The sequence below is a fragment of the Streptomyces sp. NPDC090022 genome, assembly GCF_044748145.1.
Lineage (GTDB): Bacteria > Actinomycetota > Actinomycetes > Streptomycetales > Streptomycetaceae > Streptomyces.
Map to the genome: position 1 here is coordinate 876,870 of NZ_JBIVFN010000001.1, position 14,920 is coordinate 891,789.

Here is a 14,920-nt window from a genome sequence, read left to right on the forward strand (position 1 = left end):
ACCGCAAGGCGCATGACGGCCGTTGACGGCCGGGGGGGAACGGACATGGTTCTGGACACGGGGGAGCGAGAGGCAGCGGACCGCGCACGGTGGGAGCGGATACGCGCGGCGGCCTGCGCGCTGCTGGGACTGCTGCTGCTCGCGCTCTGCGCCGCCGTGACCGGTCCCGTCGCCGGGGCCATCGCCGACGAACGGGCGTTCCTGGACGCCCGGCCGTGCGGCCCCGCCGAGGAGGCCGCACGGCCGGCGGACGACTGCCTGCGTACGATCCGCGGCACCGTGCGCACCGCCGGGGAGGCCACCAGCGGCCGGAACGTGGCTGTCTTCCGCGTACGGCTCCAGCCTCCCGTCCCCGCCCCCGCCGACCACTCGATCGACCTCGATTCGAACGGCGACCTGGCCCACGCCATCGAGCCGGGCGACGAGGTGGAGGTCGTCACCTGGCGCGACGTCCGGGTCTCCGTCAGCCGCGACGGGGTCACCGAGAGACTCCACGGACTGCCGGACGAGGCCGGGATGTTCGTCGGGCTCACCCTGATCGGCGTCTGGCTGTCGCTGATCGCCTTCCTCGCCGCGTACGGCAGCGCCCGCCGGGCCCGTGGCCTGGCCGCGGGCCGTCCCGTCACCGCCCGGGTGCGCTTCGGCCCGGCGAAGTGGATCGCCGTGGCGGTCGTACCTCTCGTCGTGTCGTTCGGCTGCCTCAGCCTGTGGGACGCGTGGACGGCGGCGGCCATGACCGTCGGCCTCTGGGCCCTGATCGCCCTCCCCGCCACGTACGCCGCCCTGCGCTGGGACACCCCGTCCGCCTGACGCCGCCCCCGTTACGCCGGGCCCCGGCCGGGACCGCCGAGGAAGAGCGGGTTGGTGAACGCCGCCAGGGGGCCCGGGAGTCCGGGGACGGTGGGGGCGTGGCGCAGTTCGGCGCGTACGTACGTCGTGCGGCGCGGCGTGGTGGGCCACGCCACCGACCCGGTGCCGGAGGCCGGGAGCGCGGTGGTCAGCAACGTGCCCTGGTCGGTGACGAGGGAGAGCGTGCAGCCGGGCGCGCCCGAGACCTCGCAGTGGACCGTGACCGGCTCCGCGGGCTCCGCGGGAAGGTGTTCGCCGATGCCCGCGCGCCGGCCGCGGCTGCCGACGGCCGTGAGGGACACGGTGACCGCGGCGGACTCGGCGACGTACGCGCGGCCGGCGCGCAGGCCCGCCAGGATCGCGTCGCGGCTGAGCTCCTCGGCCAGGACGACCGTCTGCGGCCCGCCGACCCGGTCGGGGTCGCGGTGGGCGTCGCTGCTGCCCATGGCGGGGGTCCACGGCCCGCCGGGGCGGACGGTGGCCAAGGTGGCGTCCCAGGCCGCCAGGCTCACCTCGTCGTCGGGGGTGAACGGGCCGTTCCACACCTCCACCAGGTCGGCGTCGGCGAAGCCGAACTTCCAGTTGCAGCCGATGCAGGTGGCGTGCGGGTGCGCCGGGACCACCAGTCCGCCGGCCCGGCGTATCCCGTGGGCGAACCGGCCGAAACGGTTCTCGCGGGCGCGGTAGCGCCAGTCCACGAAGGTGCCCGGGTCCGTGCCGATCGCGAGGACGTGACCGTTGCGGGTGGTGATCTCCTCGCCCGTGAGGATCAGCAGGTCGTCGCCCCACAACCCCTGCCAGGCCCCGTGCGAGGAGTGGGTGTTGTGTTCGGAGGTGTTGATGAAGTCCAGCCCGGCGGCGCGGGCCAGGGCCGCGATCTCGGCGGGCGTGCGGCGCCCGTCCGAATGCACGGAGTGCAGGTGGCAGTCGCCGCGGTACCAGGCCCGGCCGCGGCCCCTGGCCCGCTGCGGCGGGTGCACCGGCCGGGGCGTACGGCCCGGGGCGCCGTACCGGAGCGTGATCGTCACCGTGTAGGGCAGTCCCTGCGGGGCCACGGTGTAGGGGCCGAGGAGGATGTGCCAGGTCCCGGCGCGCACGGGGCCGGGCAGATAGCCGGGGGTCGCCGCGTCGGCGCGCAGGAAGAACGAGCTGCGGGCACCGCCCGACCAGCCGCGGAAGCCCTCGCCGCCCAGGCCGGTGCCGCGCTCGTCGAAGACGCCGATGTCCAGGGCGTTGTTCGGGGTGCCGGCCGGGACGCTCGCCTTCTCGTACGTGTAGGAGACCTCGATCTCCCGTACCCCGCGCGGCAGGTCCACCGGCAGTTCGACGAAGTCGGGCGCGCCGGGCGGCAGGGTGCCGCTCACCGTCCGGGTCTCCTCGCCCGCTCCGCCCGCCCCCGCCCCCGCCCCGCCCTCGCCCGCCGCGGCCGGGCCGGCGAAGCCGACCCGCCCCAGGGTGAGGACGGTGGCCGTACCCGCCGCGAAGACTGCGCGCCTGCCCAACGATCCGCTCACGCCGGTCACATCCCAGGGTGTGGAGAGACGGGGGAGGTGCGCTCCGAGCCTGCTGCCGCAACGTTAATTCTCCCGCACGGTCAGGGGACCGGGGGATAGCCGCCGTCTTACGGAGCACCCGGGAGTGGGGAATGCGTGAAGGGGCGGCGCGCGGGCACCGCGCTCGGCAGGATGGGGGGCATGGACCGTGGAGACATGAGGCCCTCGGGCGCCCGTCCGGTGGTGGTACGGGTGCCGGTGGAGCCGGTGGAAGCCGCCGTGGAGGCCGACGCCGTGGACGCCGTGGCACGTGCGGGCGACGTGGCCGTCCGCGGCCCGCTGTTCGGGGTGGCCACGCAGGGCGCCGGGGACGGGCCGCGGTGGCGGGTGATGGTCCCGGTGACCTCCGGCTGCCCGCAGATGGCCCGCGACAGCCTCAACAGCAAGCTCTGGTTCCGCGCGAAGGACGAGGCGGGGGACCGGGCCGAGCGGCGCGCGCTGCTGGCGGCGGTCGCCCGCCTGGAGAGCGAACGGGTCGACGAACTGACGGTGGGCACCACCCGGTACCGGGTCGTGCGTGCGGAGGAGTACGCCGCCCTGGGCGCCCACGGCATCGAGCCGCCCCGCCCGACCGACCCGGAACCCCCGGCCCCGGACTGGAACCGCAGCCCCCGGATACCGCGCGTGGACGACGGCCTGCTGCTGGACCCGGACGCGCCGGTCACCCCGACCCAGGCGCTCGAGCAGCTGGCGCTGCGCACCCTGGCCTACCGCGGCGAACGGTTCCCCGAGGACGTGCGCGAGGACTCGCTGCGGGCGCTGGACACACACCCCGACGTGCTGCTGCTCCCGGCCACGTTCGCGGTCGTCGAGCGCACCGGGGGCGGCTGGAAGCCGGTCAACGGCCCGCACGTCAGCGCGCACGAGGCCCGCAAGTCGCTGGACTTCTGCCTGACGTGGGCCTGGCCGCGGATGCGCGGGCTCATCCCCGTCGACACCGACGTGGAGGCCGACGCCCGCAGCGTGGCCGCGGGCGGCGGACCGTCCGCCGCCGAGCTGGCCCCGTACGCCGAGGCCTCCGAGCGGCTGCGCGCCGGGCGGCGCGTCAACCGGCTGGAACTGGGGGACACCGTCTACCAGATCGGCCGTACCCGCCGGCTGCTGCGCTGGGGCCCGGACGGCCCCGAGGGGCCGCGGCCGTCCGACACCGACAGCCACGACCCCGAACGCATCCACCTCGGGCTCGACGAGGACGGCAACGTCATCCCCGAGGACTGAGGGCTCGGTCACAGAACAGGACCCTTATGGGCTGCTTGCTCCGTATGCCACGCTGACCGCTGAACCGGGCCGCGCCACCTGCCGCGCGACCCGGCCGAGCCGATCGACACGGATGCCGCCCATGCCCCTGCCGTTCCCTGCCCGCGCCGTACCCGTCGTCCTGGCGGGGGCCGCCACCGCCCTGCTGGCGGCGTGTACGCCCTCGGCCGCCGCCGGTCCGTCGGCCGCGCCGCCGCCGGCCCCACTGCCCGCGTCGGTCCCGGCCGCCGCGCCCGTGGCCTCCGCGGTGTCCCCGGCGTCCCCGGCGGCAGGGGCGCCCTCCCCGGCCGCCGGGCCCGTGGTCTCGACGCTGTCCATACCCTCCGCGGGTGTCACCGGGCTGCGCGTGGAGCCGTACGAGGGCACCACCGACGACGTGCCCGGCACCCGCATCCAGGACCGCGGCGTGGCGGCCAGCCCGTACGGGAGCCGGGGCGGGGTCGGACCCGGTCAGGTGGGCAACTACCTGGTCACCGCGCACCGCCTGTCGGCGGGCGGACCCTTGCGCGACCTGCCCGCCGTGGACGAGGGCGACACCGTCCTCGTGACCGTCGGCGAGACGGTGTACAGCTACGAGATCGTCGCGACCCGCAAGACGTCCTTCCGGTCGGAGCGCTCGCTGAGCGAACAGCGCGCCGCGGTGCCCGGCGCCCCCGGGGCGGCCCCCACCCAGGCCATGATCACGATCTCCACCTGCGCCACGCCCGAGGACCACGCCGAGGGCAACTTCTGGAGCGACGCCCAGGGCAACCCGGAGCACCGCATCGACAAGATAGGCGTCCTGCGCAAGACCACCGGAAGCGCGCGCCCCGCCGGCTGAGCCGGCCCGCGGGCAGCGACACCCGCCGCGGCGCGGCCAGGTGGCGACGGGGTCAGCCCGTGGCGCGCAGGGTCCGCCGGGCCGTTTCGCGCAGGTGGCGTACGACCTCCGGGTCGGCGTCGAGCGTGTAGTCGGTGTCCAGGGCCGCGAGGGTCTGCGCGATACGGGTCAGCGAGTCGTCGGAGGCGTCGACGCGGCAGCTGTCCGCGCTGCCGGCGCGCACGCGCGGCCCCAGGCCCCGGACGCGGGCGCGCACCTGCTCGGCGGGCGCGCGGACGGTGGCGACGGCGCGGTAGCGGGTCGGCGCCGCCGAGAGCCGCCGGGCGACGAAGGCAGCCGGGTCGTCGCCCGGTACGGGCCGGGGCGCGACGCGGCGGCCGGTCGGGGCCGGCCCGGACATCCGGTCGAGGCGGAAGACGCGCCAGCCGTCCCTGCCGATGTCGTGGGCGAGCAGATACCAGAAGCTGCCCGAGGCCACCAGACGGCAGGGCTCGACCCGGCGGGCAGCGCTCGCGCCGTGCCGGACGGTGTAGTCGAACGTGAGGACCTCGTGGTCGCGGCAGGCGACGGCGAGCGTGGCGAGGAGCCCGGGGTCGGTCCGCGGTCCGCGGTCCTCCCAGGTGATCCCGGCGACGGACCCCTGGAGCGCGGTGACCTGGCCGCGCAGCCGCCGCGGCAGGACCTGTTCCAGCTTGGCCAGCGCGCGCAGGGCGGTCTCCTCGATCCCGGTGAGGCCGCCCGCGGCGGTGCGCAGGGCGACGGCGATCGCGATGGCCTCGTCGTCGTCCAGGAGCAGCGGCGGCAGGTCCGTACCGGAGGCCAGCCGGTAGCCGCCGCCGTGGCATGTTCGTCGTGCCGGCCCGGCTCGCCCCGGCCGTACGGTCCGCGACCGTCCGGGACGGCGGCGCACGGCGCCGCGCGGACACCATGGCGCGCCTGCGCGAGGCCCTCGGCTGGGACGAGGGGCGCTACGCCGCCGCGGAACGGGCCGTCCTGGACGCCGTCGCCGCCCGCGACGGCTCCACCGCCGCCCAACTCGTCGCCGACGTACCCGCCGTGCGCAAGCGGATCGTCGTCTTCCCCGGCAAGCCGTGGGAGACGCGCCAGCGCGTCGGCTCGCAGGTCATCGGCGTGCTCGCCGCCGAGGGCCGGATCCGGCGGACCCGCCCGGCCGGATCCTGGACCTCCGCGCAGTTCCGCTGGACACCGGCGCACCCGCTGCCGGACGTACCCGCCGCCGAGGCCAGGGCCACACTCGCCCGGCACTACCTCGCCGCCTTCGGGCCGGTGACGGTGGCCGACCTGAAGTGGTGGACCGGCTGGACCCTCACCGACACCCGCAAGGCCGTCGCCGCCACCGGCGCACAGGCCGTCGAGCTCGACGAAGGCACCGGTCACGTCCTGCCCGGCGACCTCGGAGAAACGGCCCCCGACGAGAGCGGCGCGGCCCTGCTGCCCGGCCTCGACCCCACTCCGATGGGCTGGCGGCACCGCGACTGGTACCTCGACCCCGGCCACACCGCAGCGCTCTTCGACCGCAACGGCAACATCGGCCCCACCCCCTGGTGGAACGGCCGTATCGTCGGAGGCTGGGCCCAGCACGCGGACGGCCACATCAACCACCGCTTCCTCACCGACCCGGGGAAGGCCGCCCGCGCCGCGCTGGCGGAAGAGGCCGACCGGCTGTCCGCGTTCCTCTCGGACAGCCGCGTCACCCCCTGCTACCGCACCCCGCTGGAGCGCCGGCTCGCCGGAGCCGCGGGGGCCGCGGGGCGGGAGTGACCCGACCCCCGCCCGAGCGCCGCGCCCGGCACGCCGGTACGTCAGAGGCGGCCGCTGACGACCAGCCGAAAGATGTCCGGCGTGAGCAGCAGCTCCGACTGGGCGGGGGACAGGAGCACGCCGTCGACCGCGGCCGCGGGGAGGGCGGGTGCGCCGGCGTCCTCGTAGGCCCGCTGGGAGGCGGCGACGAAGTCCGCGTACCTCATCTCCCGTACCGCGGAGTCGAAGGCGGGGCCGCGCAGACCGTCCACCTGAGACGCCAGCTCCAGCAGGAACGCGTCCGTGAACCCGTCGGTGCTCGCGGCGGGCTGGTTGCGCAGCAGCACGGCCCGGTACTCGGCGAAGCGTTCCTGCTCCAGCGCGGCCCGCAGGGCGTTGGCGGCCTTCTGCGAACCGGCGCCGCCCGCACCGCCGTCGGTGGCGGAGACCAGGGTGTACTCGGTCCGGATCTCCTTGCCGAGCGTCATGTCCAGGAGGGCCGCGCCCGCCCCGGTCGCCTCGGCCTCCCGGGAGCCGGGGCTGCGCGGGTCCTCGTAGAGGCGGACCGGCTTCCGGCGCGGGTCACCCACGATGATCGTGGTCCCGTCCGGTGCCAGCGTCTCCGGAAGGTCCGCGATCGAGGCGTAGGGGTCGCGGCGTGCGCGCTCGCCGGCGGCCGTCCGGTCCCCGCAGGCCGTGGCGGTCAGGCCCAGCACGGCGACCGCGACCAGGGCACGAGCGGTGCGTATGGCTCTCATGTGATGTGGTCCCCCTCCTCGAACGTGCGAGGACTCTAGGCGACACCTGCCGCGCGCGGGGCACCGGGGCACCGGCCGAGAAGGGCGGCCCCCTCGTTGTGAACTCGCGCACACGTTCCGCCCTCGACCTCGCCGCCCCGCGCGTGGAATGGGTCACAGCGGGCCGGGCGTCGTGCGCCCGTACCGGCCGTCCCGCCGTGTCCGCGGGGTGGGCGACGTACATCACAGCCATTTCCAAAATGGGGCAAATCGCACATATCCCGCAATCAACTCGATTGCCGATATACGCCACTTGATCCTGCGTCAGCCGAAATCACGGGATGCATAATCGAGCCCGGTCGTCTCCGAGAGCGGTGGAGCCGTCGGGGCGCCGGCCGAGCTCTCGGCGGAAGTCCGCCCCGCACCGATCCCCAAGGCGTTGCCGATGCCCCTGCCCAGCCGCCCCCGCCTCGCAGCCCTGATAGCCGCGTGCGCCGTCGGCGCCGTCGGCGTGACGACCTGGGCCTACGGACACGCCGGAACGGGAGCCGGAGCCGGAGCCGGAGCCGGAAGCGCGCCGCCGCCGGAGCGGGTGACCACGGACACGGCGCCGCTGCGCGGCGTGACCGGGAGCTCCGTCCTCCAGGTCGTCGCGCACCCCGACGACGACCTCTTCTTCATGAACCCCGACCTGAGCCGCTCCATCGCCGCCGGCGCCAAGGTCGCCACCGTCTTCCTGACCTCCGGGGAGTCCGACGGCCGCAACGAGGCCCACGGTTCCCACCTGAACGACCCCGAAGGCCCCGCCGACCACGCCGCGTACGCGGAGGCCCGGCAGAACGGCATACGCGGCGCCTACGCGGAGATGGCCACCGGTGACCGCACCAGTGAGTGGCGGCGCACCTCCGTACCCACCGCCGGCGGCGGCAGCGCCGAGGTGGACGTCCTCGTCGCCCGGCCCGAGGTCAACCTGGTGTGGATGCAGATGCGCGAGGGCCGCAGCATCTCCCAGGACAATCCGGACAGTCTGCGCGGCCTGTGGGACGCCGAGGTCCCCGCCCTCGGCTCCCTGCTGACCTCCGGGACGCCGGTCGAGGAGGCCTTCTCGTACACCAGGGACCAGGCCGTCGACGCCATAGCGGGCATCCTCGCGATGTACCGGCCGACGACGATACGGATGCAGGACCCGACGCCCGGCCGCGCGGAGGGCGGCGGCCCCTTCCATGACCACCAGGACCACATATACGGCGCCCGCTTCGCGCAGGCCGCGGCCGAGCGCTACGCGAAGTCCGCCGAGCGGCCCCACTTCGTGGTCCAGAACTACGTGAACTACCTCAACACCTCCCTGCCGCCGACCCTCGACGAGCGCACGGGCGAGGAGAAGCTCGGCTACCTCAAGACGTACGCGTGGATGGACCGCGAGGACTGGTGCGGCAGCCCCGCCGGCTGCGGCGACCGCAAGACCGCGACCCGGCCCACCGGCGCGGGCTGGAACAGGGCCCTGCGCTACAGCCGCGGCGAGGGCACCACCTGGATGACCGAGGGCGTCCCCGGCCGGCTGTGGGCCTTCGGCGTCCTGGACGCCCAGATGGCGTACTGGACGCGCCAGGGCCCCGACGCCCCCTGGCAGGGCCCGCGGTTCCTGCCCGACACCGGCACCGGCACCGGTGTCGACGCGGGCGCGACGGCGGTCCGGCTGCCCGACGGCAGGATCGCGGTGTTCGGCACGCGCACCACGCTCGGCGCGACGGCGCAGGGCTACGGCCGCGACGTCGTCCACAGCGTCCAGGACGCCCCCGACGGCGCCTTCGGTCCCTGGCAGTCCCTGGGCACCCCCGACGCCACGGACATATCCGGCACATCGGCGATCAACGGACCCGCCGTGGCCGTGGACGCCGAGGGGCGGATGACGGTGTACGTGCGCGACTCCCGGCGTACGCTGCGCGCCCGTGCGCAGACGGCGCCGGGCGGCGCGTTCGGCCCCTGGCAGGCCCTGGGCGGCACCGCCCTCGTGGGCGATCCGGTCACCGCGACCGACGCGGCGGGGCGGTCCCACGTGTACGCGGCCACGGCCGGGTCCGTGCTGGCCTGGGTCCGGCCCGGCCCGGACGCCCCGTTCGCCGGGCCCTTCCCGACGGGCCTGCCCGCGATCACCGGCCCGCTGACCGCGCGACCGGAGGGCGACGGCGTCCGCCTGTACTTCCGCCGGCCCGGTACGGGCACCGTCGCCACGAGCCTCGCCACCACCACCGGCGGCGCCGCGCCGGCGCTCTCGCCGGTCACCGAGGCGGGCGGCCAGGGCGGCTACGGCGCCGTCGGCGCCGCCGGCTCCCTGCTCGCGGGCCGTGCGGGCACGGGCACGGTCAGCGTGTCGGGCGTGGACGGGGCGCGGCCCTGGCACGAGTCCGGGATGTTCTACTCGGGGGCCCCGGCGGCCGTGGCCGGCCCGGACGGTACGGCGGTCGCGGCGGCGCTCGGCCTCGACGCCGGCCTGCACGTCCTGGTGGCCCCCTCGCCCGGCCCCGAGCCGATCGGCGACCGCGCCCGCCCCGCGTGGCACCCGGCGGTCCCGCCCCGCACGCCGGCACAGGCCGCGGAGCGGCTGCGCTAGGTCTTGCCCGGTCACCGGTGGACGGAGAGGATCGTGGGATGTCCAGCGACCGTCTCATGCGCATCCACAGCGCCGAGTTCCAGGCCATGGCCGAGAGGGTGCTGCGGGCCACCGAGCTCACCTCCCGCCTGAACGTCCTGCCTTTCGACGACGAAGCGGGCAAGGCGGAACTGTTCGAACAGATCCTCGGCAAGCCGCTGCCGCCGAAGGTCACGATCTATCCGCCCTTCTACACGGACCACGGCTTGAACCTCGACCTCGCCGAGCGCGTCTTCATCAACCAGAACTGCACGTTCCTGGACTACGCCGGCATCCGGATCGGCGAGCGCGTGATGATCGGACCGAAGGTCACGTTCATCACCAGCGGCCACCCGGTCGATCCCGGGGAACGGCGGCTGTACCTCACCGGCGCGCCCATCGACGTGGCGGAGAACGTGTGGATCGGTGCCGGTGCCACGATCCTGCCCGGCGTCAGCATCGGCCGTGACGCGGTGGTCGCCGCCGGCGCGGTCGTCGCCGACGACGTTCCGCCGGCCAGCCTGGTCACCGGAAGCAAGGCAACCGTGCACCGCAGCTGGTGAGGGCTTCCTCGGGACCACGCCGGGGCAGCCACCCTTGGAATTGATCACCAGGCGCATGGCCATGAGCGCTACGGCCGCCGCGGCGGGGTGGGCAGCCCGGGGCCGTCGAGCGACACCAGGGCGAGGACGACGATCGAGCCCGTCCACGCGAGAGGGGCGACCGACGACGGGGTGCCCGCCGCGTTCACCTTCTCCGGCAGCTCGCCGAGCGGGTTCCGCTTGGCGAGCACCCAGTCCAGGACCCGCCCGGCCTGCGCGGGCCGGCCCGTGCCCGCCCACGCGAGCGCGAAGAAGGCCGTGCTGGGCGTCCAGGCGTTCTGCCCCCAGGGCGCCATCGGATCGTTCCCGGGCGTCAGACCCCCGTTGGGCAGCAGCAGGGCCCGGTACGTCGCCTCGAGCGCCTGCGGCAGCCCGGCGGGGGCGGCGTTGAACGGGGGCGCGAGGAACGCCACCGCGCTGTCGTGCCCGGCGCGCCCGTCGACGGTGCGCCGGTACCCCAGCGGGGCGAACGCCCTGGTGATCCCGGCGGAGAGCCGCCGCGCGGCACCGGCCCAGCGCTCCGCGTCCGCCGGCCGGTCCGTCTCGCGGGCGAGGTCCGCGGCCGCGTTGAGTCCGGCGAGCAGCGGAGCGGCCGTACCGATGTTCGGCGTGGCCGTCATCAGCTCCCAGTAGTCGGGGGACGCCGGGGGAAGCCCGTCCGCCCGCAGGGAGCCCGCCACGTGGTCGGCCGCCCGGCGGATCATCGGGTACAGCGCGGACAGCCGGGCGCGCCGGCTCGCCGGGCGGGCCTGCTGGTACCACTGCCAGGTGGCCCAGGGGACCCAGCCGCTGGCGTCGAGCTGCCACCGCCTGCCGTCCGGAGGGCCGGACCCGTCGAGTTTCGTACGCGCCTCCCAGGTGCCGTCCGCCCGCTGCGTCGCGGCGCTGTACCGCAGGATCCGGTACGCCTCGGCGTCGTGGCCCGTGTGCGCGAACGCCGCGGCGACGAAGGCGGAGTCACGCGGCCAGGAGTACATCCAGCCGGCGGTCCACCCCGCCGCCAGGGCGCCGTTGGGCCGGAGCAGGGCGCGCATGGCCAGCAGGGCCCGCCCGGCCGCCGCGCGCCGGGCGGGCGACCTGCCCGGGACCGTGCCCGCGGCCAGCCAGGCGCGGCTGCGCTCGATCTGCCGCCGCGCCGCCGGATGGCCCGGCGGCACCACCATCGAGACCGTGCCGCCGTCGGGCAGGTACCGCCACCGGCCGGAGGGCAGGAGCAGGACGTTGCTCCCCTCGACGTACCGCGCGCCCCGGGCGGTGGCCGCCAGGACGCCCTCGGCGGTGGTCGCGTTGGACAGCAGCCCGACGGTGGGCGGGGCGAGCAGCGACAGGGGAGCGGGCAGGGCGGGCACGGGTACGGAGAGGCCCACGGCGTCACCACGGCCGTCGTGCCCGGCGGGCCCGGCGAACACCAGCGGCCGGGCCGCCTCGGCGCGCCGCCCGGCGGGGTGGCCCGCCGTGCACACCGGGAGTGCGACACCCGCCAGGGACACGGCGACGGCCAGCCACCGCACGAGCCGGAAACCCCGCATCGCCACTCCCTCCGTGGGGCCTTCCGCACGCGCGGCCGCCGGATCCGCCGGGAACCCCCATCCTTCAAGACCCCCGCCCACCCCGCCACGGCACACCCCCGCCCGAGTGACCCGAGCCCCCGCCGCCGCCCCGCCCGGGAAGGGCCCGCGCCGGGTGCGCCGGGTGCGCCGGGTGCGCCGGATGCGGCCCGCGCCTCGGGTCCGTCCGGGGACGGGGTCGCGTCGGGGACAGGGGCCCTGCGACGGGCGCGTCCGCCGATGGTGGCCCGGGAGGGCCCGGGGGCCGTGTCATCCGTCTGGCGATGCCCGGGTGCCGGACTCCGGGGTCCGTGACCACCATGGGAGACCGCGGGTCCCGCGGACCGGCGGGCCGGGCTGCCGCCCGTACGGCCGCGCACCGCACCGCCCCGTCCGGTCGCGCACAGCGGCGAAAGGGGTGGTGCATGGGCACGGCGTCGATCGACGGCGGCGAGGACCTGCGCACGCGTCCCGCCGCGGCGGGCCCGGCCACCGGCCGTCGCCGCGCGCCCCGCGCGGTCCTGCCGGCGGCCGGGATCACGCTCGTGGCGGCCGCCGGCGCCCTGATCGCCGTCGGATGCTTCCTCGGGCTCTACGTACGGCCCACCTCCGACGACTGGTGCGCCGGCTGGAAGTCCCGGGACCTGGGCGTGCTCGGCATCACCTCCGACTTCTACGCGACCCAGAACGGCCGGATCACCAACGCCTTCCTCAGCGGTGTCCTCTACGGCGACTACGGCGGCCACGCCGCCGTTCCCGCCGGAATCAAGATCCTCCCGGCCGTCATCGCCGTCACCTTCACGGCCGGTCTGGTCCTGCTCGGACGCGCGTTCGTCCGGCTCCTCGGCGCACGACCCCGGCTCCTGCTGCTGGTCGCCTGCGCCCTGGTCGTCCAGGCGCTGCTCTACTTCGGCGGCACCCGCAGCTACCAGGTCCTGCTGTGGGCACCCGCCACGATCTCCCACACCATCCCCAGCGTCATCGGCGTCTGGGCGCTGCTGCTGGGGCTGTGGACCGTGCGCCATCCCCGCCCGGCCGTCCGTACGGTCGGCTTCGCCGCGACCTTCCTCATCGGCTTCGCGCTCGGCACCCTCAGCGAGCCGTTCGCCTTCGTCAGCGGTCTGCTCGCGGCCGCGGCCGGACTGCTGGCCCTGCCCCGCCTCGGCCTGGCGCGGAACTGGCGCCCCTCCACGTGGTGCGCGCTGTGGTGCGCCGGCCTCGTGTGCGGGCTGGCCGTCCTCATCACGTCCCCCGGCGCCCGGTGGCGCCGCGCCCAGGAGCCGCCGGGGGAGTCGCTGCTGTCCGCGGACGGATTCCGCGGCACCTTCGAGGGCTGGCTGCACATGTGGGACACGGTCACCGGCCAGTGGGCCTACCTCGGAGCCGCGGCCGTCGGCGTCCTCCTCGGTCTGAGCCTGGGCATGGGCGTGGGCGTGGGGCCGGGCGTCGGCGGGACCACCGCCCGGGGCCCCGGCGCGGGACCGGGCCAGGACACCGGACCGCCGGGCCCGCGGCGGTCCGTCCCGCGCCCCCTGCTGATCACCGTCCTCCTGCTCCCCGTACCCGTCGTGCTCCTCGGATCGTTCGCGGTCGTGCTGGGGCTGCGCAGCGGCTACGGCCCGAACGGGTGGACGTACGCCCGGACCTGGACCAGCTACCTGGTCCTGATGGAGCTGGCGCTCTGCGGCTACGGCGTCCTGCTGGGCGCGTGGGGCAGCCGGTACGCGGCGGCCCGCGGCCGCCGGGCCTGCGCCCCGGTCCTCGGGGCCGCCGCGACGGCCGGCTGCCTGGCGCTGGTCTCGGTGGCCGCGCTCGTCCCGAACGTCCAGGCCCTCACGACCGCGACCGTCACCCGCGCGGTGGCCTGGGACGCCCAGAACGCCCGCATCCGCGCCGAGGCCGCGCGGGGCGCCACGGACGTGGGGTACCGCCGCCTCCCCATCGGCAACCTCGCCGAACCGTTCTACACGTCGTCCTACGCACGCGACTGGGTCGCCGCCTGCGTGTCGAAGTGGTACGGCATCACCCGCATCCACCGCCGCTGAGCGGTACCCCCCCACACACACAGACCAGGAGGACCCCGCGTGGCGGACGACACGACCCACCGGACGGCCCCGCACCCCATGACGGAGGAGGCCTTCCGCGCCCTCTACGCCGACCTGCGCGACCGGCGCGACCACGCGGTCAGCGGCCCGGAGCACGCGCGCGGCGCCCTGGCGTACCTCACCCCCGAGCGCGTGGCGGCGGCAGCGGCCGGGGTCCGGCACGGCCGCACCGTGTCACTGGCCGCGCCCATCGAGACGTGGCCCGGTCCGGACAACCCGCAGTGCGCCTCGTACCGCGTGACCGGCCCGGCCGAGGCCGAGACCGGCGCCCCGGGCGTGCACTTCGCCCTGGACCACTTCGCCATGAACGTGCACGGGGACGCCGACAGCCACCTCGACGCCCTGTGCCACGTGGTGTTCGACGGTGAGCTCTACGGCGGCGTCCCCGAGGCGGCGCTGCGGACGGGCGGCAGCCGGCCGATCTCGCTCGACCTGGTCCACGGCGGCATCGTCGGCCGCGGCGTGCTCCTCGACGCCGCCCGGCTGCGCGGGCTGCCCTGGCTGGAGCCCGGCGACTGCGTGAGCGCCGACGACCTCGCCGCGGCCGAAGAGGCCCAGGGCGTCCGCGCCGGCCCCGGCGACCTGCTGTTCGTACGGGTCGGGCACCGGCGCCGGCGCCGCGAGACGGGCCCGTGGGACGCCGCGCACGCACGAGCGGGCCTGCACCCGCACGCGGTGCGGTTCCTGGCCGAACGGCAGATCGCCGTCCTCGGCTCGGACGGCAACAACGACACCGCCCCCAGTCCGGTCACCGGCGTCGCCTTCCCCGTCCACGTCCTGGCGATGCGGGCGCTGGGCGTGCACCTCATGGACTACCTGGACCTGGAGGAGCTCGCGGCGCTGTGCGCGGAGCTCGGACGCTGGGACTTCCTGTGCACGGTGGCCCCGCTGCGGCTGCCGGCCGCCACCGGCTCGCCCGTGAACCCGATCGCCGTCCTGTGACCGTACGGGCACCGGGGCCGTTCGGGGTGCCGCACCGGCCGGCGGCGTATACGTTCGAAGAGGGACCCCGCTGTGACGGACAGGCCCGGTGAGGGCGCGGCACCACAGACCGAGGACG

At 76.0% G+C, this 14,920-nt stretch carries 12 protein-coding genes; 8 read left to right on the forward strand and 4 right to left on the reverse strand.

The window, feature by feature from the left end:
• The first annotated feature begins 45 nt into the window (after positions 1 to 45).
• Entirely contained in the window at positions 46 to 810 is a 765-nt protein-coding gene (locus ACIPXB_RS03915; protein WP_401444142.1) for a hypothetical protein, read from the forward strand.
• 11 nt (positions 811 to 821) lie between these two features.
• On the opposite strand, the gene ACIPXB_RS03920 is transcribed toward ACIPXB_RS03915, so the two are convergent.
• Positions 822 to 2,363, reverse strand: coding sequence for a CehA/McbA family metallohydrolase (locus tag ACIPXB_RS03920; protein ID WP_401444145.1), 1,542 nt, complete (start codon positions 2,361 to 2,363; stop codon positions 822 to 824).
• 180 nt (positions 2,364 to 2,543) lie between these two features.
• On the opposite strand from ACIPXB_RS03920, the gene ACIPXB_RS03925 reads away from it, so the two are divergent.
• Positions 2,544 to 3,620: a DUF5954 family protein gene (locus ACIPXB_RS03925; RefSeq protein WP_401444148.1), complete on the forward strand. Its 1,077-nt coding sequence runs from the start codon at positions 2,544 to 2,546 to the stop codon at positions 3,618 to 3,620.
• 112 nt (positions 3,621 to 3,732) lie between these two features.
• Positions 3,733 to 4,479, forward strand: coding sequence for a sortase domain-bontaining protein (locus ACIPXB_RS03930; RefSeq protein ID WP_401444150.1), 747 nt, complete (start codon positions 3,733 to 3,735; stop codon positions 4,477 to 4,479).
• Positions 4,480 to 4,531: 52 nt separating this feature from the next.
• Here the strand turns inward: ACIPXB_RS03930 and ACIPXB_RS03935 are convergent, their stop codons facing one another.
• A complete protein-coding gene (locus tag ACIPXB_RS03935; protein ID WP_401444152.1) occupies positions 4,532 to 5,389 on the reverse strand; it encodes a helix-turn-helix transcriptional regulator in 858 nt (285 codons plus the stop codon).
• On the opposite strand from ACIPXB_RS03935, the gene ACIPXB_RS03940 reads away from it, so the two are divergent.
• Entirely contained in the window at positions 5,323 to 6,261 is a 939-nt protein-coding gene (locus ACIPXB_RS03940; protein ID WP_401444155.1) for a winged helix DNA-binding domain-containing protein, read from the forward strand. The two genes, ACIPXB_RS03935 and ACIPXB_RS03940, sit on opposite strands and share 67 nt — an antisense overlap.
• 41 nt (positions 6,262 to 6,302) lie before the next feature.
• Here ACIPXB_RS03940 and ACIPXB_RS03945 read toward each other — a convergent pair whose 3' ends face one another.
• Complete coding sequence (locus ACIPXB_RS03945) at positions 6,303 to 6,998, reverse strand: DsbA family protein (RefSeq protein ID WP_401444157.1); 696 nt, start codon at positions 6,996 to 6,998, stop codon at positions 6,303 to 6,305.
• A gap of 424 nt (positions 6,999 to 7,422) precedes the next feature.
• Here ACIPXB_RS03945 and ACIPXB_RS03950 point away from each other — a divergent pair, with 424 nt between their 5' ends.
• A complete protein-coding gene (locus tag ACIPXB_RS03950; RefSeq protein ID WP_401444159.1) occupies positions 7,423 to 9,588 on the forward strand; it encodes a PIG-L family deacetylase in 2,166 nt (721 codons plus the stop codon).
• Positions 9,589 to 9,626: 38 nt separating this feature from the next.
• Positions 9,627 to 10,169 carry a sugar O-acetyltransferase gene (locus tag ACIPXB_RS03955; protein ID WP_401444162.1) on the forward strand — a complete coding sequence of 181 codons (543 nt, stop codon included), beginning with the start codon at positions 9,627 to 9,629 and terminating at the stop codon, positions 10,167 to 10,169.
• 68 nt (positions 10,170 to 10,237) lie between these two features.
• Here ACIPXB_RS03955 and ACIPXB_RS03960 read toward each other — a convergent pair whose 3' ends face one another.
• Positions 10,238 to 11,737 (reverse strand): hypothetical protein, encoded by a 1,500-nt coding sequence (locus tag ACIPXB_RS03960; protein WP_401444164.1) that lies wholly within the window; start codon positions 11,735 to 11,737, stop codon positions 10,238 to 10,240.
• A 443-nt stretch (positions 11,738 to 12,180) separates the two neighbouring features.
• Here ACIPXB_RS03960 and ACIPXB_RS03965 point away from each other — a divergent pair, with 443 nt between their 5' ends.
• The gene (locus tag ACIPXB_RS03965; protein WP_401444167.1) at positions 12,181 to 13,800 is read left to right on the forward strand and encodes a hypothetical protein; all 1,620 of its coding nucleotides are present in this window, start codon (positions 12,181 to 12,183) and stop codon (positions 13,798 to 13,800) included.
• Positions 13,801 to 13,878: 78 nt separating this feature from the next.
• A complete protein-coding gene (locus ACIPXB_RS03970) occupies positions 13,879 to 14,802 on the forward strand; it encodes a cyclase family protein (RefSeq protein ID WP_401444419.1) in 924 nt (307 codons plus the stop codon).
• Positions 14,803 to 14,920 lie beyond the last annotated feature (118 nt).

Excerpts from the sequence above, each read along its gene's own strand:
- ACIPXB_RS03915 (WP_401444142.1), top strand. The coding sequence starts at position 46 with ATGGTTCTGGACACGGGGGAGCGAGAGGCAGCGGACCGCGCACGGTGG.
- ACIPXB_RS03925 (WP_401444148.1), top strand. The coding sequence starts at position 2,544 with ATGGACCGTGGAGACATGAGGCCCTCGGGCGCCCGTCCGGTGGTGGTA.
- ACIPXB_RS03930 (WP_401444150.1), top strand. The coding sequence starts at position 3,733 with ATGCCGCCCATGCCCCTGCCGTTCCCTGCCCGCGCCGTACCCGTCGTC.
- ACIPXB_RS03940 (WP_401444155.1), top strand. The coding sequence starts at position 5,323 with ATGTTCGTCGTGCCGGCCCGGCTCGCCCCGGCCGTACGGTCCGCGACC.
- ACIPXB_RS03945 (WP_401444157.1), bottom strand. The coding sequence starts at position 6,998 with ATGAGAGCCATACGCACCGCTCGTGCCCTGGTCGCGGTCGCCGTGCTG.
- ACIPXB_RS03950 (WP_401444159.1), top strand. The coding sequence starts at position 7,423 with ATGCCCCTGCCCAGCCGCCCCCGCCTCGCAGCCCTGATAGCCGCGTGC.
- ACIPXB_RS03955 (WP_401444162.1), top strand. The coding sequence starts at position 9,627 with ATGTCCAGCGACCGTCTCATGCGCATCCACAGCGCCGAGTTCCAGGCC.
- ACIPXB_RS03960 (WP_401444164.1), bottom strand. The coding sequence starts at position 11,737 with ATGCGGGGTTTCCGGCTCGTGCGGTGGCTGGCCGTCGCCGTGTCCCTG.
- ACIPXB_RS03965 (WP_401444167.1), top strand. The coding sequence starts at position 12,181 with ATGGGCACGGCGTCGATCGACGGCGGCGAGGACCTGCGCACGCGTCCC.
- ACIPXB_RS03970 (WP_401444419.1), top strand. The coding sequence starts at position 13,879 with ATGACGGAGGAGGCCTTCCGCGCCCTCTACGCCGACCTGCGCGACCGG.